At 74.1% G+C, this 22,268-nt stretch carries 21 protein-coding genes; 12 read left to right on the forward strand and 9 right to left on the reverse strand.

Features of this window, described 5'->3' with window-relative positions; genetic code table 11:
* Positions 1–18 precede the first annotated feature (18 nt).
* From AKI01S_RS24135 to AKI01S_RS24155, 5 genes are all read right to left on the reverse strand, one after another.
* Positions 19–207: a hypothetical protein gene (locus AKI01S_RS24135; protein WP_067822326.1), complete on the reverse strand. Its 189-nt coding sequence runs from the start codon at positions 205–207 to the stop codon at positions 19–21.
* A gap of 55 nt (positions 208–262) precedes the next feature.
* Positions 263–1,732 (reverse strand): adenylyl-sulfate kinase, encoded by a 1,470-nt coding sequence (cysC, locus tag AKI01S_RS24140; protein WP_067822330.1) that lies wholly within the window; start codon positions 1,730–1,732, stop codon positions 263–265.
* Between the two features lie 118 nt (positions 1,733–1,850).
* On the reverse strand, positions 1,851–2,594 hold the full coding sequence (locus AKI01S_RS24145) for a class I SAM-dependent methyltransferase (RefSeq protein WP_067822333.1): 744 nt from the start codon (positions 2,592–2,594) through the stop codon (positions 1,851–1,853).
* Positions 2,595–2,660: 66 nt separating this feature from the next.
* Complete coding sequence (locus tag AKI01S_RS24150; protein ID WP_067822337.1) at positions 2,661–4,220, reverse strand: MFS transporter; 1,560 nt, start codon at positions 4,218–4,220, stop codon at positions 2,661–2,663.
* A complete protein-coding gene (locus tag AKI01S_RS24155; RefSeq protein ID WP_067822340.1) occupies positions 4,217–4,798 on the reverse strand; it encodes a TetR/AcrR family transcriptional regulator in 582 nt (193 codons plus the stop codon). The genes AKI01S_RS24150 and AKI01S_RS24155 overlap by 4 nt, the downstream gene beginning before the upstream one ends.
* A gap of 212 nt (positions 4,799–5,010) precedes the next feature.
* Here AKI01S_RS24155 and mfd point away from each other — a divergent pair, with 212 nt between their 5' ends.
* From mfd to AKI01S_RS24190, 7 genes are all read left to right on the forward strand, one after another.
* On the forward strand, positions 5,011–8,505 hold the full coding sequence (mfd, locus tag AKI01S_RS24160) for a transcription-repair coupling factor (RefSeq protein WP_067822344.1): 3,495 nt from the start codon (positions 5,011–5,013) through the stop codon (positions 8,503–8,505).
* Positions 8,506–8,541: 36 nt separating this feature from the next.
* Positions 8,542–9,207 (forward strand): SurA N-terminal domain-containing protein, encoded by a 666-nt coding sequence (locus AKI01S_RS24165; protein WP_067822348.1) that lies wholly within the window; start codon positions 8,542–8,544, stop codon positions 9,205–9,207.
* Positions 9,208–9,209: 2 nt separating this feature from the next.
* Positions 9,210–10,172, forward strand: a complete 963-nt coding sequence (locus AKI01S_RS24170; RefSeq protein ID WP_067822351.1) for a nucleoside triphosphate pyrophosphohydrolase — start codon at positions 9,210–9,212, stop codon at positions 10,170–10,172.
* 58 nt (positions 10,173–10,230) lie between these two features.
* Positions 10,231–12,531 (forward strand): transglycosylase domain-containing protein, encoded by a 2,301-nt coding sequence (locus AKI01S_RS24175; RefSeq protein WP_245681756.1) that lies wholly within the window; start codon positions 10,231–10,233, stop codon positions 12,529–12,531.
* Positions 12,532–12,633: 102 nt separating this feature from the next.
* On the forward strand, positions 12,634–13,578 hold the full coding sequence (locus AKI01S_RS24180; RefSeq protein ID WP_067822354.1) for an NADP-dependent oxidoreductase: 945 nt from the start codon (positions 12,634–12,636) through the stop codon (positions 13,576–13,578).
* A 147-nt stretch (positions 13,579–13,725) separates the two neighbouring features.
* Positions 13,726–13,971 (forward strand): DsbA family protein, encoded by a 246-nt coding sequence (locus AKI01S_RS24185; protein WP_157420088.1) that lies wholly within the window; start codon positions 13,726–13,728, stop codon positions 13,969–13,971.
* Positions 13,968–14,195 carry a hypothetical protein gene (locus AKI01S_RS24190; protein WP_067822360.1) on the forward strand — a complete coding sequence of 76 codons (228 nt, stop codon included), beginning with the start codon at positions 13,968–13,970 and terminating at the stop codon, positions 14,193–14,195. The genes AKI01S_RS24185 and AKI01S_RS24190 overlap by 4 nt, the downstream gene beginning before the upstream one ends.
* Before the next feature lie 45 nt (positions 14,196–14,240).
* On the opposite strand, the gene AKI01S_RS24195 is transcribed toward AKI01S_RS24190, so the two are convergent.
* Positions 14,241–14,603: a hypothetical protein gene (locus AKI01S_RS24195; protein ID WP_067822363.1), complete on the reverse strand. Its 363-nt coding sequence runs from the start codon at positions 14,601–14,603 to the stop codon at positions 14,241–14,243.
* 148 nt (positions 14,604–14,751) lie between these two features.
* Between AKI01S_RS24195 and AKI01S_RS24200 the strand changes: the two genes are divergently transcribed.
* Both AKI01S_RS24200 and AKI01S_RS24205 read left to right on the forward strand, forming a co-directional pair.
* Positions 14,752–15,078 (forward strand): tetratricopeptide repeat protein, encoded by a 327-nt coding sequence (locus tag AKI01S_RS24200; RefSeq protein ID WP_067822414.1) that lies wholly within the window; start codon positions 14,752–14,754, stop codon positions 15,076–15,078.
* A gap of 241 nt (positions 15,079–15,319) precedes the next feature.
* On the forward strand, positions 15,320–15,820 hold the full coding sequence (locus AKI01S_RS24205; protein ID WP_067822417.1) for an SRPBCC family protein: 501 nt from the start codon (positions 15,320–15,322) through the stop codon (positions 15,818–15,820).
* A 121-nt stretch (positions 15,821–15,941) separates the two neighbouring features.
* Here the strand turns inward: AKI01S_RS24205 and AKI01S_RS24210 are convergent, their stop codons facing one another.
* Complete coding sequence (locus AKI01S_RS24210; protein WP_067822366.1) at positions 15,942–16,994, reverse strand: DUF2867 domain-containing protein; 1,053 nt, start codon at positions 16,992–16,994, stop codon at positions 15,942–15,944.
* A 140-nt stretch (positions 16,995–17,134) separates the two neighbouring features.
* On the opposite strand from AKI01S_RS24210, the gene AKI01S_RS24215 reads away from it, so the two are divergent.
* Complete coding sequence (locus AKI01S_RS24215) at positions 17,135–17,716, forward strand: TetR/AcrR family transcriptional regulator (RefSeq protein ID WP_218009790.1); 582 nt, start codon at positions 17,135–17,137, stop codon at positions 17,714–17,716.
* 4 nt (positions 17,717–17,720) lie between these two features.
* On the opposite strand, the gene AKI01S_RS54335 is transcribed toward AKI01S_RS24215, so the two are convergent.
* On the reverse strand, positions 17,721–18,875 hold the full coding sequence (locus AKI01S_RS54335) for a thioredoxin family protein (protein WP_218009791.1): 1,155 nt from the start codon (positions 18,873–18,875) through the stop codon (positions 17,721–17,723).
* Positions 18,876–19,163: 288 nt separating this feature from the next.
* Between AKI01S_RS54335 and sigJ the strand changes: the two genes are divergently transcribed.
* On the forward strand, positions 19,164–20,039 hold the full coding sequence (sigJ, locus tag AKI01S_RS24225; RefSeq protein ID WP_067822371.1) for an RNA polymerase sigma factor SigJ: 876 nt from the start codon (positions 19,164–19,166) through the stop codon (positions 20,037–20,039).
* Here the strand turns inward: sigJ and AKI01S_RS24230 are convergent.
* Positions 20,029–21,240 (reverse strand): MFS transporter, encoded by a 1,212-nt coding sequence (locus tag AKI01S_RS24230; protein ID WP_067822374.1) that lies wholly within the window; start codon positions 21,238–21,240, stop codon positions 20,029–20,031. The two genes, sigJ and AKI01S_RS24230, sit on opposite strands and share 11 nt — an antisense overlap.
* A gap of 64 nt (positions 21,241–21,304) precedes the next feature.
* Between AKI01S_RS24230 and AKI01S_RS24235 the strand changes: the two genes are divergently transcribed.
* A complete protein-coding gene (locus AKI01S_RS24235; protein WP_067822377.1) occupies positions 21,305–22,267 on the forward strand; it encodes an ArsR/SmtB family transcription factor in 963 nt (320 codons plus the stop codon).
* Position 22,268: the final 1 nt, after the last annotated feature.

Genomic DNA, 22,268 nt, shown 5'->3' on the forward strand with positions numbered 1-22,268 from the left:
CGGAAGGGACCGCCGGGGTCAGGTCGCGGTCGGGCGCGGGGGCATGGGGGCGGGGCCCGTGTCGGTGTGGAAGTGCTGCATCAGGAAGATGATCAGGGCGGCGATCGCGAAGAAGGCCACGGCCAGGCCCACGAGGCGGAGGACGTCGCGGCCCCCGACCTCGGGCTCGTAGCTCTTGTTCCGCATCGTGTACTTCTCTTCCTCCACGGCGGAGGCCCCCTTCGGCAGGTCGGACGTTCTCCTGCCTGGATATCAGGTCGGTCTACTCCGGACGGACCCAGCCGCCCTCCACCAGCAGGTCCAGGACCTTCCGCACGGCCTCGTCGGGGGGCAGCCGAGAGGTGTCCAGGACCAGGTCGGCGTCGGTGGGGGCCTCGTAGGGGTCGGAGACGCCCGTGAACTCCGGGATCAGGCCCGCGCGGGCCTTGGCGTACAGGCCCTTGCGGTCGCGGCGTTCGCACTCCTCCAGGGGGGTGGCGACGTGGACCAGGACGAAGTCGCCCGCCGCCTCGACCATGCGGCGGACCTCCGCGCGGGTCACCGCGTAGGGGGCGATGGGCGCGCAGATCGCGGTGCCCCCGTGCCGGGTCACCTCGGCGGCCACGTAGCCGATCCGGCGGATGTTCAGGTCGCGGTCCGCGCGGGAGAACGTCAGGCCCGCCGACAGCAGGCGGCGGACCACGTCCCCGTCCAGCAGGGTGACCGTGCGGCCGCCGCGTTCCACCAGGGCGTCGGCCAGGCCGCGGGCGACCGTGGACTTGCCCGAGCCGGACAGGCCCGTGAAGAAGACCGTGAGGCCCCGCGACAGCTTCGGGGGGCGGGCCACGGCCAGCTCGGCGGCGACGGCGGGCGGGGTGAACCAGTCGGGGATCGGCTCGCCCCGGTCCAGCAGGTCGTTCAGCCGCTCCTCGGTGAGCTCGGCCTGGACGTGGTCGGGCTCGATGCGGGCCACCGGCCGCCACACCTCCACGTCGGCGTCGTAGGCCCAGGGCTCGGGGACCACCACGGGGACCGCGGTGCCCTCGGCCTCGGACTCGCCGAGCAGGTGGGTCGCCCCGTAGGCGGCGGCCACGTGGGCGCGCATCATCAGGTCGCGTTCGGTGTCCTGGCGGGCCGGGAGCGGGACCGGGATCACGCGGGTGCCCTCGGGCAGCTCGCGGCGCACCGCCAGCAGCGCGCGGACCAGGGACTCGTCGTGGTCGCCGCCCAGCAGGGGCAGCAGCAGGACGCCCGCGCCGAGCCGCTCGGCCACCTGGCGGAGCTGGCCGAGCTGGCGGCGGTGCAGGAACGTCCGGGTCGCGACCGCCAGCACCGGGCCCTCGACCGGCTCGACCTCGTCGGGGCGGCGGCGCAGCCGGTGGAACGGTCCGTGCGCCGGGGCGCGCAGCGGCTCCAGCGGCCCGGCCAGCCGCCAGTCCTGGGTGGTCGGGTCCTGCCAGGCCTCGGTGACGCCCAGCACGGCCAGCGGGACGCCCTCGGGGTCCTGGAGGACCAGGCGTTCGACGGTCGTGAGCTCCTTGGGGACGGTGAGCGTGACCGGGACCGGCCAGGGGGTGCCGTCGGCCAGCCGCCCGCCCGCGATGACCATCGCGGTGTCGAACGAGCCGAGGAACCCCGTCAGCGGCCGGTACACCCCGGCCAGCAGCAGTTCCAGATCGGCGAGCTCGACCCCGTCGGGGGTCCAGGTGGGCAGGTCGCGCAGCGTGTCGGGAAGGCCGGCTTCGGCGGTCACCGCGGTCTCCGATCCCGCCCGGTGTCGTCACCGGGCTGGTCCAGGTCAGTTGGGCTTTCCGCAGAAAAATACCGAGCCTGGCGGATGGTGTGCACCTTCGCGGTCCGGCTTCCGGGGGCTAGATGACCCGCGCGTACCGGTTCTCGGGCTTGCGGATCACGAACGCGACCTCGCTGTGCTCGGCGGTGAGGCGCCCCCGGGTGAGGCCCGCCACGCACCGGCACAGGCCGTCCAGGAGGCCGGAACCGGCCCCGGCCGCCGTCACCGAGTGCCGGGTGGCGTACTCCTCGGCGATCACGAGGCCGCGCATCATGCAGTACCACCGGATGCCCTGGCGGGAGGCGACCTTCTCGTAGACCGTCGCCGGGGGCAGCGGCTGGTCCGGCGCGGAGCCGTCCGGCCTGCCGTGCCCCAGCAGGCCGCGCACGGAGGCGGGCAGGGTCCGGTCCAGGAACCCGAACGCGGTGTCGCGGTCCCGCAGCCGCACCAGCAGCAGCCCGCCGGGTTTCAGCGAGGCCACGAGCCGATCCAGGACCAGCTCGGCGTGGGCGATGCGTTCGATCACGTAGGGCGCGTAGACCACGTCGTAGGCGCGCGGCGGCATCGGGACGGTCCGCAGGTCGCCCAGATGCCAGGCGTGCAGATCCTCCCGCCGCCGCGTGTGCTCGCGCAGCCCGGGCAGATCGACGTCCACTCCCGTGACCTGGTGCCCGCAGTCGCCGTAGTCGAGCCCCCGCCCCCACCCGCAGCCCGCCTCCAGCACCTGGAGGCCGCCGAGGAGCGGTTTGTCGTGGGCGTACTGGCGGGCGCGTTCCGAGAACAGTTCGCCGTCGTTGACCGGCGAGGTGCGCAGATCGGTCACAACCTCACAGCGTAATCGCGCGACGACACAACGTCCCGGTTTTACCGTTCCCCGGAACGTCCCTGGTCAGTGCTCGACCTCGTTGAGGTCCAGATCCTTCGGTGTCAGCCGCCAGACCAGGAGCGCCGTGGCCAGCATCAGCAGGCCGCCGGCGACGCTGGTCCACTCCAGCGACCCGGTGAACGCCTCGCGCGCCTGCGCCGCCAGCCGCGCGCCCGCCCCGCCCATCTCGTGGGCCAGGTCCATCGCCCCGCCGATCGACTCCTGCGCGACGTGCGCGGCCCTGCCGGTGACGCCCTCGGCGGCGAGATCCTCGGCGGTGAGGTGGGCGCGGTAGAACGCGGCGGCGACGCTGCCGAGGACCGCCACGCCCAGCGCGCCGCCGATCTCGTAGCTGGTCTCCTCGATCGCGGCGGCGCTGCCGGACTTCTCCGGCGGCGCGCCCGCCATGATCACGGCGGAGGCGATGGCGAGCGAGCCCAGGCCGACGCCGACCATGCCGAGGGCGATGGCGACGGCCCAGTAGTCCAGCGTGCCGGGCCAGAACCAGATCACCAGCAGGCCGAGGCCGCTGAGCGCGAGCCCGCCCGCCAGGACGGTGCGGGCGCCGATCCGGTTGGCGAGGGCGGGGGCCAGCGGGGAGGCGATGGCCGCGCCGATCGCCTCGGGCAGCGTGCGCAGCCCGGTCTCCAGCGGCCCGTACCCCTGCACGAGCTGCATCCACTGGGTCAGCAGCAGCATGGTCGCGGCCAGCGCGATGGACACCGCCAGGGCCGTCACCACGCCCGCCGTGAACGCGGGCCCCCGGAACAGCCGCAGCTCCAGCATGGGGTCGGGGCGCCCCAGGTTGCGGCGCGCGAACCAGGTCAGCGTGACCGCCGCGACCAGCGCCGGGACCCAGGTCTGGGGATCGGTGGCCCCGTCCTTGCCGAAGTGCTTGATCGCGTAGACGAGGGCGACCATCCCGACGATCGACAGGACGGTGCCGAGCAGGTCCCAGCGGCCCGGCCTCGGGTTGCGGGTCTCGGGCAGCAGGAACAGGCCCGCGACGATCGCGAGCAGCATGACCGGCACGTTCACCAGGAACGCCGCGTGCCAGGAGAACGCCTCCAGCAGCGCCCCGCCCACGATCGGGCCGAGGGCCCCGCCGAACGCCGCCATCGTCGCCCAGATCCCCAGCGCGGTGGCGCGCTCCCGGGGGTCGGTGAACAGGTGCCGGATCATCGACAGCGTGGACGGCATGATCATCGCGCCGCCGACGCCCAGCGCGGCGCGGACCGCGATGACCTCGGCGGGGCTGTCGGCCCACAGCACCGCCAGCGAGGCCAGCCCGAAGACGGTGAAGCCGAGCAGCAGGACCAGGCGGCGGCCGAACCGGTCGGCCAGCGAGGAGGCGGTGACCAGCAGGCCGGACACCACCAGCGCGTAGATGTCGACCATCCACAGCAGCTGCACCGAGTCGGGCCGCAGGTCGGCCGACAGCTTGGGCAGGGCCACGTTGAGGACGGTCATGTCCATGACGACGAGCAGCAGGCTCGCCGACAGGACCGCGAGGCCCGCCCAGCGGCGGGGGTGCGGCTGCGGTGTGTCGGGTGACGCGGCCGCCGGCGTCTTGGCGGTCGTCATGGGGATCCCCCGGTTTCCGGGCGCGCTCCGGCGCCGCTCAGGAACGTGCTGATCAGTAGTTCGTCGATGTCGCGGCGGGCCACGTCACCGTGCCGCATGCTCTCGCGCACGGCGATGGACAGCCCGTACACGACGTTGCTCACCCAGCGGGACGGCAGGTCGGCGCGCAGCACCCCGGCGCGCTGGCAGGCGGTGTAGAACGCCACCTCGCGCGCTTCCAGCCGTTCCCCCCATTCGACCAGTTCAGGCAGATGGTTGAGGAAATGGTCGGTCAGGGCGAAACCGTACTCGTCGGCGTCCACGACGAACGCCCGCAGCAGCGTCCGCAGCGCCCGGTCCAGCGCGGCGGGGTCGCCGGAGGCGGTGGCCGCGACGATCCCGGCCTCGTCCTGCGAGCGCTCCCAGCCCGCGCAGGCCCGCTGCCCGAGCCGGTGCACCAGGGCCTCGCGGGAGGCGTAGTGCCGGTGCAGGGTGGCGCGGCTGATCCCGATGGCCTTGGCGATCTCGGCCATGGAGGCCGTCGGCTCCTTGTTGAGGTGCCGGGTCGCCGCCGCGAGGATCTCGTCCTCGTTGCGCATTGCGCCATCTCCGTCCCGATTGAGACATCTATGTCGCATAATACACGCACACGTCTCATCTCGTGGGTCCGGAGCCGCCCGCACGCGGGGGCGATCGGGCGCGTAGGCTTGAAGCGACACCGGGGGCGGTCGCGGCTCCCGGGTTTTCGGGCTGCCCCGCAGCGGGGCAGGCGGGGTCGAGCGCAGCCCCGGTGGATGAGTAGCGGGCGAAGATGACGCTTTCTGGACTTGTTGATCTGGCGTGCACCGGGACCGGCCTGGCCGGTGCCGTGAAGAACGCGCGCACCGACCACGACCTGGTCGCGCCGCCGTCGATGTGGCCGGTGATCGGCGCCGCGCTGTCCCGGGGCACCGGCGGCGGCGTCGTGCTGGCGGTCACCGCCACCGGCCGGGAGGCCGAGGACCTGGCGGCCGCGCTGACCAGCCTGCTCGACCCCGACCGCGTGGCGCACTTCCCGGCCTGGGAGACGCTGCCGCACGAGAAGCTGTCGCCGCGCTCCGACACCGTCGGCCAGCGCCTGGCCGTGCTGCGCCGCCTGGTCCACCCCGACGCCGACGGGGCCGGCGCCCGGCTGAACGTCGTGGTCACCCCGGTCCGCGCCGTGCTCCAGCCGATCGTGGCGGGCCTGGCCGACCTGGAGCCGGTCCGGCTGCGCGGCGGCGACGAGGCCGACCTCGACGACGTGGTCCGCGCCCTGGTCGAGGCCGGCTACCACCGCGTGGACCTGGTGGAGAAGCGCGGCGAGATCGCCGTGCGCGGCGGCATCCTCGACGTGTTCCCGCCCACCGAGGAGCACCCGCTGCGCGTGGAGTTCTGGGGCGACACCGTCGAGGAGATCCGCTACTTCAAGGCCGCCGACCAGCGTTCCCTGGAGGTCGCGCCGGACGGGCTGTGGGCGCCGCCGTGCCGCGAGCTGCCGCTGACCGACAAGGTCCGCGACCGCGCCCGCGCCCTGGCCGCCGAGCACCCGGCGCTGGAGGAGATCCTCACCCGGATCGCCGACGGCGACACCGTGGAGGGCATGGAGGCGTTCTCCCCGGTCCTGGCCGAACGCATGGAGCTGCTCACCGACCTGCTGCCCGAGGGCAGCGCGGTGCTGGTGTGCGAGCCCGAGCGCATCCGCACCCGCTCGGCCGAGCTGGTCCGCACCAGCCAGGAGTTCCTGGAGGCGAGCTGGGTCAACGCCGCCGCCGGCGGCGAGGCCCCGATCGACCTGGGCGCGGCGGCGTTCCGCAGCCTGGAGGAGGTCCGCGAGCACAACGCCGCGATCGGCCTGGCCCGCTGGACCGTCACCGCCCTCACCACCGAGGGCGACGACGTCCTCGACCTCGGCGTCCACGCCGCCGAGGCGTACCGGGGCGACACCGCCCGCGTCGTCGGCGACCTCAAGCGCTGGCTGGACGAGGGCCGGCGCGTCGTGCTGGTCACCGCCGGGCACGGCCCCGCCGAACGCCTCGTGCAGCTGCTCGGCGAGGAGGGCCTCGGCGCCCGGCTCACCGACCTGCCCGAGCCGCCCGCGCCCGGCGTGGTCAACGTCGCCACCGGCCTGCTGGAGCACGGCTTCGACTGGCCGGAGATCAGGACGGTCGTCCTCACCGAGACCGACCTGTCCGGCCAGAAGTCCTCCACCAAGGACATGCGGCGGATGCCGTCGCGGCGGCGCGGCGGCATCGACCCGCTCCAGCTGCGCCCCGGCGACTACGTCGTCCACGAGCAGCACGGCGTCGGCCGCTACGTCGAGATGGTGTCCCGGACCGTCCAGGGCGCGACCCGCGAGTACCTGATCCTGGAGTACTCCAAGGGCGACCGCCTGTTCGTCCCGACCGACCAGCTGGAGGAGCTCACCCGCTACGTCGGCGGCGAGGCCCCGTCCCTGCACCGGCTCGGCGGCGCGGACTGGCAGAAGGCCAAGGCCCGGGCCCGCAAGGCGGTCAAGCAGATCGCCGGGGAGCTGATCCGGCTGTACTCGGCGCGGATGGCCAGCCCCGGGCACGCGTTCGGCCCCGACACCCCCTGGCAGCGCGAGCTGGAGGACGCCTTCCCCTACGTGGAGACGCCCGACCAGCTCGCCGCGATCGAGGAGGTGAAGGACGACATGGAGAAGGCGGTCCCGATGGACCGGCTGATCTGCGGCGACGTCGGCTACGGCAAGACCGAGATCGCGGTGCGGGCGGCGTTCAAGGCGGTGCAGGACGGCAAGCAGGTCGCGGTGCTGGTCCCGACCACCCTGCTGGTCCAGCAGCACCTGTCCACGTTCACCGAGCGGTTCGCGCAGTTCCCCGTCACGGTCAAGCCGATCAGCCGCTTCCAGACCGACAAGGAGATCGAGGCGACGCTGGACGGCCTGGCCGGCGGCACCGTCGACGTCGTGGTCGGCACGCACCGCATCCTGTCGTCCAAGACCCGCTTCAAGGACCTCGGCCTGGTCATCATCGACGAGGAGCAGCGCTTCGGCGTCGAGCACAAGGAGGAGCTGAAGCGCCTGCGCACCCAGGTGGACGTGCTGGCGATGTCGGCGACGCCGATCCCGCGCACCCTGGAGATGGGCCTGACCGGCATCCGCGAGATGTCCACGATCCTCACCCCGCCGGAGGAGCGCCACCCGGTCCTGACGTTCGTCGGCCCCTACGAGGAGAAGCAGATCGCCGCCGCGATCCGCCGCGAGCTGCTGCGCGAGGGCCAGGTCTTCTTCGTCCACAACCGGGTCCGCTCCATCGACAAGGTCGCCGCGACCCTGGCCCGGCTGGTCCCCGAGGCGCGCGTCGCGACCGCGCACGGCCAGATGAACGAGCACGAGCTCGAGAAGGTCATGGTCGACTTCTGGGAGAAGAACTTCGACGTCCTGGTCGCCACCACGATCGTCGAGTCCGGCCTGGACGTCCCCAACGCCAACACCCTGATCGTGGACCGCGCCGACATGTACGGCCTGTCGCAGCTCCACCAGCTCCGGGGCCGCGTCGGCCGGGGCCGCGAACGCGCCTACGCCTACTTCCTGTACCCGCCCGAGAGCCCGCTGACCGAGACCGCCCACGAGCGCCTGGCCACCCTCGCCCAGCACACCGAGGTCGGCGCGGGCATGTACGTGGCGATGAAGGACCTGGAGATCCGCGGCGCGGGCAACATCCTCGGCGCCGAGCAGTCCGGCCACGTCGCGGGCGTCGGGTTCGACCTGTACGTCCGCATGGTCGGCGAGGCGGTCCGCGACCTCAAGGAAGGCGGCCGGGGGGACGCCGAGACCCTGGAGACCAAGGTCGAGCTGCCGGTGGACGCGCACCTGCCGCACGAGTACGTGCCCGGCGAGCGCCTGCGCCTGGACGCCTACCGCCGCATCGCCGCGATCACCGACGAGGCGGAGATCGCGGCCGTGCACGAGGAGCTCAAGGACCGCTTCGGCCCGCTGCCGGTGCCGGTGCTCAACCTGCTGGAGGTGGCCCGGTTCCGGACCAGGGCGCGCCGGGCGGGCCTCACCGACGTGGCGTTGCAGGGCAACTTCGTCAAGTTCGCCCCGGCGGACCTGCCCGAGTCGCGGCAGGTGCGCCTCCAGCGCCTCTACCCCAAGAGCATCCTGAAGGCGACGACCAACACCCTGCTGGTGCCCATGCCGAAGACCGCTCCGCTCGGCGGTCGCCCGCTGCGGGACCAAGAGCTGCTCAAGTGGGCCACGGACCTGGTCGAAGCCCTGTTCCTCGAACCGGCCCGCACCTAGGATTCCCGCCAAAGATCAGCAGCAGAGGGAGTTCACTTGCGCGGCTCACTGAAGATCACTCTGGCGGCGGCGGCCGCCGCGACGGCGCTGAGCGGCTGCGGCGGCGGCCCGGTCGAGGCGGGCGCGGCCGCGCTGGTCGGCGACGAGCGCATCAGCACCGCCACGCTGAACGCCGCCGTGCGCGACTGGCAGCGGGAGTTCCGCGCCGACCCGGTCGCCAACCAGATGCGCGAGCAGCCGCAGTCCGCCGAGCAGCAGATGGGCGGCGACGGCGGCCTGAGCGAGTCCGACATGCGCGGCGCGCTGGCCGTGCTGGTCAACTTCCGGGTCGCCGACGAGGTCGCGCGCCGGTCCGGGGTGACCGTCACCGACGGGCACGTGGACCAGGTCGTGACCGCGATGGACCGGCAGGGCGGCGCGCGCTCCACCACCCTCGCCAACGGCCTGCCCTCCCGCCACACCCGCGACCTGGCCCGCTTCCTGGCGACGCGGGCGCTGGTCGCGCAGAAGCTCGGCGGGGGCGCCGACCCGCAGAGCCCCGCCTCGGCGCAGGCGCGGCAGATGGCGGCGATGCTGTTCGTCAGCACCGCCGGGAAGATGAAGATCAAGGTGAACCCCCGGTTCGGCGGCTTCGACCCCCAGCGGGTCTCGATCGAGCCGGTGCGGTACCACCTGTCCGCCACCGAAACGGGTATCCGCTGACCATGAGCCTGACCCTGCTGGCCACCACCCACCGCGTCGCGCCCGGGCTGCTGTCGTTCCCGGCGTGGCAGGCGCTGCGCGCCGCCGCCCGCGTGTCCGCGCGCGGCGACCACCCCCTGCTGCCGTACCTGGCCGACGCCGGGGTGCACGCCGAGCAGGTCGCCGAACCCGACCCGCGCGCGCTGGTCGCCGAGGCGCGCGAGCGGGACGTGCTGTGGATCGCCGATCCCGGCGGCGACGAGGACCTCATGCGCGCCATCGGGCGGCTGGTGGTCGACGACCCCCTCGACGTGGAGGTCCTGCACGGTTCCTGGGACCTGCCCGGCGCGCGGCTGCTGGACCTGGTCTCGGTGATGGACACGCTGCGCCGCGAGTGCCCGTGGGACGCCAAGCAGACCCACGAGTCGCTGGTGAGGTACCTGCTGGAGGAGGCCTACGAGGTCAGCGACACGATCGAGCAGGGCGACCTCGGGGCGCTGCGCGAGGAGCTGGGCGACGTGCTGATGCAGGTGGCGTTCCACTCGGTGGTGGCGTCCGAACGCGACGACGACACCGCGTTCACCATCGACGACGTCGCCGCCGGGATCGTGGACAAGCTGGTGCGCCGCCACCCGCACGTGTTCGCCGACGTGACGGTCTCCGGGGCCGACGAGGTGAACGCGAACTGGGAGCAGATCAAGGCGGCCGAGCGGGAGGCCAGGAGCGGCGAGGACGCCTCGGTGTTCGACGGCGTCCCGATGGGGCAGCCCGCGCTGTCGCTCGCCGCGCAGCTCCAGCGCCGCGCCGACCGGCTGGACCCGCCCGCCGACCTGCTCGACCGGCCCGGCGACGATGTCGGTTCCCGATTGTTCGCGCTGGTCAGGGAGGCGCAGGCGGCCGGGTTGGACCCGGAGGCCGAGTTGCGGCGGGTAGCGCGGGGGTTCCGCGACCGTGTCCGGGACTGGGAGCGGGAGCGGACCGCCTGAGCGCGGCAAGATCCATGATGGGGTGGTCGGCGGCGAAAGGCCCGTTTACGCTGACCCCGTGGCGGCCGGGACTGAACGACACGACAGGGACGGCGCCTCCGCGCGTGGCGGACGGCGCACGGGACGCGGGTCGGCGCGCACGTTCGCCGCGAAGGTCCGCGTCGTCCGGCGGCTGGCCGGGCTGGGCGCGCTGGCGGGACTGCTGGTCGCCACGATGCTGGTGCCGATCGCCGGGTCGGTCGGGGTCGGCGCGCGCGACGCCGCGGCCTGGTTCCAGGAGGAGCCGGACGAGCTGAACACCGGCGTCCCGCTGCGGTCGCGGATCCTGGCGGCGGACGGGTCGACGATCGCGACGTTCTTCTACGAGAACCGCGTCGACGTCCGGCTGGACCGGATCTCCCCGACCATGCGGCGGGCGGTGCTGGCGATCGAGGACAGCCGGTTCTACGAGCACGGCGCGCTGGACGCCAAGGGCACCGTCCGCGCCCTGGCCAGCAACCTGGGCTCCGGCGAGGTGCAGCAGGGCGGCTCGGGCATCACCCAGCAGTACGTCAAGAACCTGCTGCTCACCCATGCCGAGACCGAGGAGGAACGGCAGGCCGCCCGCGCCCTCACCCCCGCCCGCAAGATCCGCGAGCTGAAGTACGCGGCGGCGATGGAGCGCCGCTTCCCCAAGGACGAGATCCTGCGCCGCTACCTCAACATCGCCTACTACGGCGACGGCGCGTACGGCGTGGAGGCCGCGGCCCGCCACTACTTCGGCAAGTCCGCCGCCGCCCTGGACCTCACCGAGTCGGCGCTGCTGGCCGGGGTGATCCGCTACCCCTACGCCTACGACCCGATCCGGCATCCCGACGCCGCCCTCAAGCGCCGCGACGTCGTGCTGGACCGGATGGCCGAGCTCGGCTGGATCGGCGCCGCCGAGGCGCGGCAGGCGAAGACGCGGCCGCTGGGCCTGCGCGTCAAGAAGACCCACAACGGGTGCGTCACCAGCAAGGCCCCGTTCTTCTGCGACTACGTCCAGCGCGAGATCCTCACCAACCCGGTGTTCGGCCCGACCGCCAAGGCCCGCGAGAAGCTCCTCAAGCAGGGCGGCCTGACGATCCGCACGACGCTGGACTGGAAGACCCAGCGCGCCGCGCAGCGCGCCGTCAACCGGTACGTCCCGCGCCTGAACTCCGCCCGCAAGGCCGCCGCCGAGGCCCTGGTCGAACCCGGCACCGGCCACATCAAGGGCATGGCCGTGGACCGGCTGCTCGGCCCCGACCGGGAGCGCGGCAAGACCTGGATCAACTTCGCCGCCGACGCCTCGCACGGCTCGTCGATCGGGATGCAGGCCGGGTCCACGTTCAAGGCGTTCACGCTGGCCGCCGCGCTGGAGGAGGGGATGCCGTTCGGGCAGCGGTTCATGGCGCCGCGCGCCTACCTGCCCACCGGTTACCGCGACTGCAGGGGCCGCCGCGTCGGCGATCCGAGCAAGGCGCTGAAGAACTCCGCCGACGGCGAGGGCGGCCGGACGTTCAGCCTGGTCACCGGCACCGAGCACTCGGTGAACACGTTCTTTCTCGCCCTGCAGAAGGACGTCGGCCTCTGCGACACGGTGAAGATGGCCGAACGCCTCGGGATGAAGCAGGCCAACGGCAAGCCGCTGGAGCAGTACCCGGCGTTCACGCTGGGGTTCGCGCAGGTGTCGCCGCTGCGGCTGGCCGCGGCGTACGCCGCGTTCGGGGCGCGCGGCCGGTACTGCAAGCCGGTCGCCATCACGCAGATCACCGACTCGGCCGGCCGGCGCCTCAAGGTCCCCTCGGCCGACTGCCGGCAGGCCCTCGACGAGGACGTCGCCGACGCCGTCAACCACGTCCTGCGCGGCGTGCTCACCAAGGGGACGGCGCGCGGCATGGGCATCGGCCGTCCCGCCGCCGGCAAGACCGGGACGGTCGACAACTTCTCCGCCGCCTGGTTCGCGGGCTACACGCCCGACCTGGCCTCGGCGGTGTGGGTCGGCGACCCGCGCGGCGGCTACCGCTACCCCATGACGAGCCTGTGCATGGACGGCCGCTGCTACGGCTCGGTGTTCGGCGCGACGCTGCCGGCCCCCATCTGGCAGGACACGATGGCGGAGGCGCTGGCGGGCCGTCCGGCGACGCCGTTCCGCCCGCCGTCGTTCCAGTTCTTCACCAAGGGGTCGGGCGAGGACCCGCCGAAGCGGCCGAAGCGTCCGAAGCGGCCCCGGGACCGCGAGGACCGCCGTGACGACCGCCGCGGCGACCGGCCGGGCGACGGGCGCCCCGGCGACCGGCCCGGCCCGGACGACCCCCGGCCGCCGCTCGACCCCGAGGACCCGGACAGCCCCCGCTGACGGGCGGCGCCGACGGGGGTGACCTGCGGGTTCGTGTGGAACCGGTCATGATCGGGTAGATCTCCCGGGGCAGGGGCTCAACGCCGTGAATCGGGGGATCACATGCGAGCCGTCACCGTGTCGGAGTACGGCGCCACTCCGGTGGTGTCGGAGGTGCCGGTGCCCGAGCCCGGCCCCGGGGAGATCCAGGTCAGGCTGATCGCGGCCGGGATGAACCCCCTCGACGCGCTGATCGCCGACGGGTTCCTCAAGGACGGCGTCGAGGCGCGGTTCCCGCTGGTCCTGGGCCTGGACGGCGCCGGGGTGGTGACCGGGACCGGCGAGGGGGTGACCCGGTTCGGGGTCGGCGAGCAGGTGTACGGGGTGTTCTTCGGGGTGTCCCGGGGCCTTGGCACCTACGCCGAGTACACGGTGGCCGAGGCGGACGGCCCGGTCGCGCTGATGCCGCGCGGCATGGTCTACAGCCAGGCCGCCGCCCTGCCGACCTCGTCGACGGCCGCCTACGGCATGGTCGAGGAGGCCCGGGTGGGCGTCGGCAGCGCCGTGCTGGTGGTCGGCGCGACCGGCGGCGTCGGGCAGATGGCGGTGCAGTTCGCCCGCGACCGGGGCGCGAAGGTGATCGCGACGGCGCGGTCCGACATGGCCGACGAGATGCGGTACCTGGGCGCGGACGAGACCGTCGACCACTCGGCCGGAGACCTCAACCGGCAGGTGCTGGCCACCCACCCCGGGGGCGTCGACGCCGTGCTCGACCTGGTCAGCGACCGCACCGCCGCCGAGGAGATCGCCCAGGCCCTCAAGCCCGGCGGCGTCTACCTCAGCACCGTCCACTCCCTCAGCCCCGACGCCATGGAGGCCCGGGGCCTGCGGGGCGTCAACTTCGAGTACCGGCCCTCCGCCGCGCTGCTGGAGCGGATCGCCGAGCTGGTCGACGACGGGAAGCTGGTGGTCCGCGTCACCGACCAGGTGTCGCTGGAGGACGCGCCCGAGGCCCTGGCGCGGCTGACGCACGGCGGGGCGCGCGGCAAGACCGTCGTCCGCCCCTGAGCCGCCGGTGTCCGGTCACGTCGCGGTCTCCCGCGAGGGCGACGGGAGGTTCGTGGGATCGCCCTCGGGACGTGGTCCCCACTGCGGGGGCGCTTCGCCGACCGGCTCCACCTGGAGGTGCCCGCGCTGACCCGGTACGCGCGGGACATGGGGTTCGAACCGTGGGAGCGGGGCAACGAGCACAGCGAACGCGTCACCGCGCAACGGAGGGCGGGGGAACGGGCCGGGGTCGGAGGGACCCCGACGTTTTTCGTCAACGGGATGCGGTACGAGGGTTCCTACGACCTGGCCGGGCTGAGCGGCGCGGTCGGGCCGGCGCTGGAACGCGCGGCGGCGGAACCCGGCGCCGCGCTGCGGGACAGGTGCGAACCGAGGAGGGAGGAGGACGGATGAGCGAGTCGGAGAGCGTCCGGGGGAAGCGGGAGCGGATCGCCGAGATCGAGGAGTCGGTGGCGGTGCTGCGCCGCGAGCTCGGCGAGCGGACCGACGACCCGATGGACTTCGGCGACGCCGGGCAGGACCTGGAGGCGCGGGAGCAGCAGCTGAGCATGATCGAGGCGCTGGAGGGCGAGCGGCGCAGGCTGCTGGACGAGCTGGGGGAGTCGGACCGCTCCTGAGCGGCGCGGGCCCCCGCCGCGACCGGCGGCGGGGGCCCGCGGCGTTCACGGCCGGGCGTCCCGCAGGTTGCGGGCGACGGTCCGCTGGGCGGTGAGGGCGGCGGTGACGAGGCCCCGCTCGTTGGCGTTCTCGGCCTCGACGGCGGCGAGCGCCGCCGCTTGCAGGCGCTGGTCGGAGGCCGGCGGGCAGCGGCCGTGCAGGGCGTCGATCACGGCGCGGGTCCGCCGGTTGGCCTGGGCGGCGGCCCGGGGGTTGCGGGCGCGGTCGTGGCGGGTCGCCTCCTCGTTGTGCCGTTCGGCCACGGCGATGTCGCGGGCGCACCGCGTCCACGGGGGGTCGGCGGCGTGCGCGGGGACGGGGGCGCAGAGGGCGGCGGTCGCGGAGAGGGCGACGAGCAGTCGGGTCATGCCCCTTTCATCACCACCGGTGCCCCTTCGGTTACCTCCCGCGGCCAGGAATGGGGGCGCGGCACATGCGGTTGAAGGTTCAACGACAGCATCGATCGACGGGGAGGCGACCGTGACGGACATCTACGAGGAGTTCCAGCGGGGCCGGATGTTCTTCGAGGCGAAGGACTACTCCTCGGCCGCGCGGATCCTGGCCCCGGTCGTGGCCGAGGACGCCGCCAACCGGGCCGCCCTCGAACTCCTGGCCCGCGCCTACTTCCACAGCGCCCAGCTCTCCCGCGCCGAGGACGCGTTCCGCCGCCTGGTGGAGCTCGACCCGGGCAACGGCTGGGCCTACGAGGCGCTGGCCCGCACCCTGGAGCGCCGCAGCGACGGCGCCGGGGCCGCGCGGTTCCGCAAGCTCGCGCAGGCGATGGGCGTCGGGCGCGCCGAGGAGATCGAGGTCTCGGTGACGGCCGCGAACCTGGTCGGCTGAGACCCCGCACCGGCGGCCCCGTCCCTTCCGGACGGGGCCGCCGGCGTTCGCGGGGAAACGCCGGCCCGGCGTGGCGGCACCCCACCCCATGACCAGGACCTTCGCGGACTTCACGTGGACGGACCGCTGCCCTGGCGTTCACGCCGGCCGAGCACCTCACCGGCGTCGAGCTGACCGAGGAGGTGTTCGAGGAGTCCGAATGCCTTCTCGGCGGGGGCGCCGCCGTGTGACGATCCACGGCATGACGGATGATCCGGTGATCGAAGAGAGCGTCCTCGTCCACGCCCCTCCGGACGAGGTGTACGCGGCCGTGGCGGACCTGCGGCGGATGGGCGAGTGGAGTCCGGAGTGCTTCCGGATCTGGGTGCCGGGCGGCGTGGTGCGCCCCGGGGCCGCGTTCGTGGGGTTCAACCGGATCGGCCGCCGGTTCTGGTTCACGACCTGCCGCGTCACGACCGCGCGGCCGGGGGAGGAGTTCGCGTTCCGCGTCACGCTCCTCGGGATCCCGGCCGCGCGGTGGGGCTACCGCTTCGAGGCGGACGGCGACGGCGCCACCCGCCTCACCGAGTACTTCCTCGACCTGCGCCGGGGTTTCCGGGGTTCGCGGCTGTGGGCCGCGCTGGGCGACCGCTACGACCGGGTCCCGCCCGGCGGGCGCGAGCAGCACAACCGCGCCGGGATGCGCACCACGCTGGAGCGCGTCAAGAGGGCGATCGAGTCCCCTCCGCCCGGTACACGGTGACGACGACGCCGCTTGCGGACGTCACCGACCCGGCGGTCCGGAACGGCACCGGCGCGCCCTCCGGCGGGACGGCCGCCGTCCCGCGCCGAGCACGACCGGGTGCACCTGGGGGGAGAGCTCGTCACTCAGCGCGGGCCCGGATCTTCTCCTCCGCCTCGCGGAGCAGACCGGGTGCCAGCCGGCGGTGGACGGCCGCCAGGGGCGGCCACACGTAACGGCCCAGGGGGCGGTCGTAGCGCAGGAACGTCCCCAGCGACACCCGCCCGTCGGCGGCCTGCACGACGAGGCGGTCGGTCAGGAACCACGAGGCGGCCTCAAGCCGGATCCAGCCCTCACCGCGCTCGGCGATCCGCCATCCGGCCACGGTGTCCGGCGACCGTCCCCGGCTGAGCCGGATGCCGAGGAGGCCGCTCCAGATCAGCCGTTCCGAGGGGGTGGGGACGTCGCCGAACATCGCCCGCGCCCACTGCTCGGGCGTCGCGTCCGCGTCGGTGGGCAGGGTGAAGTGGTCGACGTAGTCGCCGTCGGGCAGCGCGCCGAGGGCTCGGACGGACTCGGGGACGTCGCGCGTCCCCACGACGCCGGTGACGGGGGCCGCGTCGCGGTCCCGCCACGCGCGTTCGCATTGCCGGACCAGTGCCGGAAAGACGACCAGGCGCCGGAACGGCGCGATGGCGGCCATGTAGAGGCGCCCGGGAAGGCCGTCGGGTTTCACGAGGACCGCCATGCGGAGCTCGTGCCCGCCCTCGACCGGCGCCCATCCCAGGTGGATGACCGCGTGGACGGTCGCGCTCGCCCGTTCGAGGGCGCACTCGTCGTCGAGCTCGTAGACCGGGGTGAACGGCGCCGACCCTTCCGGGGCCGCGCGCAGGTCGCCCGGCAGGCGGTCGCGCAGCGACCGCACGCGCGTTCCGACGCCCGCCTCCGGCCCGTCCCAGCCGAACAGGGCGCCGAGCCGGCGGCGCACCGCGAACAGCAGGCGGACCGGCAGGGGGTCCTTCGCGGGGCCGCCGGACGGCCGCATCGCGGCGAGCGCGGCGGCGAGCGCGGCGGGGAAGTCGCCCGGCCCGGCGCCGGGCGTGCGGATCGCCCACACGTCCTCGACGCGGAAGCCGTCGGCGATCTCGTGGATCCGCCAGGGGCGGGCGGCGTGCGCGCCGTTCGGGAGCCTCACGGTCGCGCTCCGCCGGGGACCGGCACGGGACAACGGGTCATCTCAGCTTCCCCCACTTGGCTATACGGTAGCGTATAAGCCGAGGCTAGCTCTTTTATACGGTGGCGTATATCCGGTGCAGAGGTGAGGTGGGGCACATCGTGGGCGCTGCTCGCACGCCGCGGGAGCGGTGGATCGAGGAGGGACTGCGGGCGCTGGCCGACGGCGGTCCCGGAGCCGTCCGCGTCGAGGCGCTGGCCAAGCGGCTCGGCGTCACCAAGGGCGGGTTCTACGGGTACTTCGCCGACCGCGACGCGCTGCTGGAGGCGATGCTCGACACCTGGGAACGGGAGAGCACCGACGAGGTGATCGACCGCGTGGAGCGCGAGGGCGGCGACCCGAGGACCAAGGCCCGGCGCGCGGGCATGCTCACCTTCTCCGACGACCGGCTGCTGCCCATCGACCTGGCCGTCCGGGACTGGGCCCGGCGCGACGAGGCGGTCGCCGAGCGCCTGCGGCGGGTGGACGACCGGCGCATGGCGCTGCTGCGCGAGACGATCGGCACCTTCTGCTCCGACCCCGACGAGGTCGAGGCCCGCAGCCTGATCGCGTTCTGCGTGGCGATCGGCGAGCACTTCCTCGCCGCCGACCACCGGGGCCGCACCCGGGCCGAGGTCCTCGCCCGCGCCGCCGACCTGATCCTCGACCGCCCCGCGCGCGGCGCCCGGGAAGGCGGCCGGTAGCCCGCTACAGCAGCGGGTCCACGAACGAGCCCAGGTCCCGGCGGGGGAGCGCGCCCGCCTGCGTGGCCACCGGCTCCCCGTTCCGCAGCATGATCAGAGTCGGGACGCCCTGCACGTCGAAGCGGTCGGCCACCTCGGGCACCAGATCGACGTCGACCTTCGCGACGGTGAGGCGGTCGGCGTAGTCGGCGGCGAAACGGTCGATCACCGGGCCGAGCTGCTTGCACGGCCCGCACCATCCCGCCGTGAAGTACGCCAGGACCGGGCTGCGCTCCGCCAGCACCCGGTCGAACGCGGCCGCGTCGTCCACCACCCGGACCGCCGCCGAGTCCAGGTCCTCCAGGTCGGCGGCCGTCATCGTCTCCAGCTGCGCGCGCGGGTACCACAGCCCGTTCACGTCCAGGTCGGGCAGCGTCCGCAGCAGCTCCAGCCGCTCCGCCCCGGTCAGCGGATCGGTGCCGTCGCGCCGCTTCAGGTCCAGGATCTCCAGCTCCCGCATCCCCGCGCAGAACGCCAGCCGGTCCGGGGCCGGCGGCGTGTCGGTCCACAGCGTCAACGACTCCAGCTCCGACAGCCCCGCCAGCGACGGAAGGGCGTCGGCGTCGATCCTCCCGGCCGTCAGGTTCAGGGTGAACAGCGTCCCGATCCGCCCGATCGCCTCCAGCGCCGTCGCGTTCACCTCCGGCCGGTGCAGCTCCAGCACCATCAGCGACGTCTCCGCCAGCGCGGCCAGCCACGCGCCCGTGCCGCCGTCGTCCTCCACCGCGAGGATCTCCAGCTCCGGCAGCCGCCCCAGCACCGCCAGGTCCTCGTCGCCGCCGCCGGGCCGCTCCAGCACGACCTGGAACAGCTCCCGCTGCCGGACCAGCCGCCGCAGGCCCTCGGCCGTCACGCCCATCGCCGCGAACCCCGCCAGCGCGTCCTCCGGCAGGTCGTCCAGGAACCACAGGTCCCCGGCCGGCTCCTCGTCCGACATCTCCAGCGACGCCGTGTGCCCGGCCGGAAGCGTCAGGATCCCCTGCGCGGACACCACCAGGGAGTCCTCGTCGCCGACCGACTGGATCTGGAGGTGGCCGACCGGGTCGGCGGGGAACCGCAGGGTCAGGTCGCCCCGCTCCCACAGCCGCCGGTGGTACTCGTTCTCCACGGCCTCGGTCACTGGTCGGCCCCCCGCGTTCCGGACATCCCGTCTGCCAGTCGGTCTGTCCGAACGGGGACGACCGCATACCGTTCCTGACGGAAAGATGGCCGTGCCTTGGGAAAAGCGCTCACCTGGGCCTGCCGCTCCGCGGGGTGGGGCGGGAACGCTAGATTCGCCCCGAACGCGGATCATGCCGGCGGGGGCGCCGAACGCGGACCGCGCGACCGGCCGCCGCCCTGTCACATCGGACCGGTCCCCTCCGTCAGACAGGTGACGGAGCACGGCGCGAAAGGGAGAGGGTGGCCGGTGGACGACAAGGACCTTCTGGCGAAGCAGTTCGAGGAGCACCGCTCGCACCTGCGTTCGGTGGCCTACCGGATGCTCGGCTCGCTCAACGAGGCCGACGACGCGGTGCAGGAGGCGTGGTTCCGGCTGGCCCGCGCCGACGCCGCCGAGATCGACAACCTGGGGGGCTGGCTGACCACCACCGTCGGCCGCATCTGCCTGGACCTGCTGCGGTCCCGCAGGTCGCGGCGCGAGGAGTTCGGCGACGCCCACGTGCCCGACCCGGTCGTCAGCGACGGCGCCGACCCCGAGCGCGAGATCATGATGGCGGACTCGGTCGGGATCGCGCTGATGGTGGTCCTGGAGACCCTCGGCCCGGCCGAGCGGCTGGCGTTCGTGCTGCACGACATGTTCGCGGTGCCGTTCGAGGCGATCGCCCCGATCGTGGAGCGCACCCCCGCCGCCACCCGCCAGCTCGCCAGCCGCGCCCGCCGCCGCGTGCAGGACAGCGCCCCGGTCCCCGACCCCGACCTGGAACGCCAGCACGCGGTGGTCAGCGCGTTCCTGGCCGCCGCCCGCGACGGCGACTTCGACGCGCTGCTGGAGGTCCTGGACCCCGACGTGGTGTTCCGCATGGACGGCGGCGACGGGCGGCCCGCCGCGACCCTGCTCATCCGCGGCGCGCAGGCGGCGATCCGGCAGGCGCTGGTGTTCGCCCGGTTCGGCCTGCCGGTCAAGTCCCGCCCGGTCGTCGTCAACGGCGGCGCGGGCCTGCTGGCCGGGGACCCGGGCGAGCTGTTCTCCGTCATGGCGTTCACGATCGTCAACGGACGGATCACCCGGCTGGACGCCGTGGCCGACCCCGACCGCCTGGCCGCCCTCGACCTCACGTTCTGACCGCCGCGCCCGCCCCGTCATCGGCCGGAGACGGGCGCCCCGTCCGGCCGGGCCGCAGCCCCGGCGCCAGCAGCAGCGTCACCACCAGCGACGCCGCCGCCATCACCACGATGCCCGTCTCTGGCGACGTGCGCTGCGCGACCGCGCCCGCGACCGTCGCCGCCACGCCCTGCATCGCCATCATCCCCGACGAGTGCAGCCCGAGCGCCTGCCCGTGCATCTCGTCGGGGGTCAGGTCCATCAGCAGCTCCTGCGCCACCAGCGACGATCCGTACCCCACCGCCGCCACCAGCGTCGCCACCGCCACCACCGGCAACGGCGGGTCCACCGCGAACACCAGGTACGGCGCGGCCAGCAGCACCAGCAACGGCACCCCGAGGCGCCGCCGCACCCCCGCCGACAGGAACCGCCCCACCAGCGTGTCACCGGCCAGCATCCCCACCGCCGCCAGCGCCATCAGCGTCCCCGCGTGCGTGGGGGAGTACGGCACGAACAGCGCCTCGGCCCCGACGATGAGACCGTTCGGCACCCACATCGCCAGGAACGCGTACCGGCGCGGCACCGAGGACCACAGCAGCCGGTTGACCCGCCACGTCTCCCGCACCGACGCCCGTCCGGTCGCGCGCGGCGCCCGCGACGACAGCCCGAACCACGCCGCCGCCGCGCCCAGCAGGTTCAACGCGACCGCGCACAGCAGCGTCCCGCGCGCCGACAGCACCGCCACCAGCAGCCCGCCGAGCCCGAACCCGCCGATCTGCACCACCCCGGCCGCCATGTTCATCACCGACCGGCCCAGCAGATACCCCTCGCGCGGCAGCACCTCGCTGAGCAGCCCCAGCCGCACCCCGCCGCCCACCGACGCGACGAGCCCCAGGGACAGCACCACCGCCAGCAGCCCCCACACCGGCATCCCCGGCAGCGCCAGCGCCGCCGTCCCCGCCGCGAACAGCAGCCCCGCCCACGTCATCGCGGCGCGCGGCGGCAGCCGGTCGGCCGCCGACATCAGCAGGGTCGCGCCCAGCAGCTGCGCGAACGTCGTCCCGAACATGCTCAGCGCCGACAGCAGCGGCGACCCCGTCGCCTCGAACACCAGCACCCCGAGCGCCAGCCCGGCCACCGTGTTCGCCGCCACCTGCGCCGAGAACGCCCCGAACAGCGCCCCGAACTCCGGCGTACGGAACAACTCCCGATAAGTACGCATGCGGGAAATCATGCGCACCCTCCGCCCCACCCCCGTTACTCTTTCGCATGGAGGCGAAACAATCATGGGCTGGTGGAGAGTCGACGCCGACACCCTCGCCCGCGGCCGCTTCGTCGTCTCCCCGCTCGCCGAGACGACCGCCGCGCTCCAGACCCTGCACCGCGCCGCCCCCTCCCACCCCGGCGAACGCGCCTGGCTGAGCACCCACCTGCCCGCCTACCGCGCCCGCCTCGCCGCCGATCCCGTCGCCGCCGCGCTCGTCCGCGTCGGCCTCGGCGGCTCCTGGAACGCCGACTTCCTCACCCCGGTCCCCACCGGAGCGGCGTTCCCCGACGAGATCGGCCGCGTGCGCGCCACCCCGCCCGCCGCCGCCCGCGCCGACCTGGAGGTCGCCGCCGGCGGCCCGCTGCCGCCCGTACTGGACGTCCCCGACCTGCCCGAACGCGCCGCCGCCCTGCTCACCTGGGTCTGGCGGACCGCCGTCGGCCCCGACTGGCCGCGGCGCCGCCGCCTGCTGGAGGCCGACCTGGTCGCCCGCACCGGCCAGCTCACCCGGCACGGCTGGGCCGCCGCCCTCGACGACATGCGCCCCGGCATGCGCTGGCTCGGCGACGGCCGCCTCCAGGTCAACGCCTACGACTACCCGCCCCGCGAGATCTCCGGCGAGCGCCTGTTCTTCGTCCCGGTCACCGCCCGCCGCGGCTGGGTCGCCTGGGAGGCGGACCGCAACGCCGTCGTCTACCCCTGCTCGGGCGTCCTCGCCGCCGGCCGGCCGCCCGCCCCGCGCGCCCTGGCCGCCCTCCTCGGCGGCCCCCGCGCCGAGATCCTCGTCCTCCTCGACACCCCCAAGAGCACCAGCCAGCTGGTCGCCCTCACCGGCCAGGCCCTCGGCTCCACCGGCCGCCACCTGAGGATCCTGCGCGACGCCGGCCTGCTGGAACGCCGCCGCGCGGGCCGTTCGGTCCTCTACTACCGCACCCCCGCCGCCGACGCCCTCCTGGCGGCGGGAACGCCGCGGGTAAGCTGAC

Origin of the sequence: Actinomadura kijaniata NBRC 14229 (assembly GCF_001552175.1) — a bacterium.
Classification (GTDB): domain Bacteria; phylum Actinomycetota; class Actinomycetes; order Streptosporangiales; family Streptosporangiaceae; genus Spirillospora; species Spirillospora kijaniata.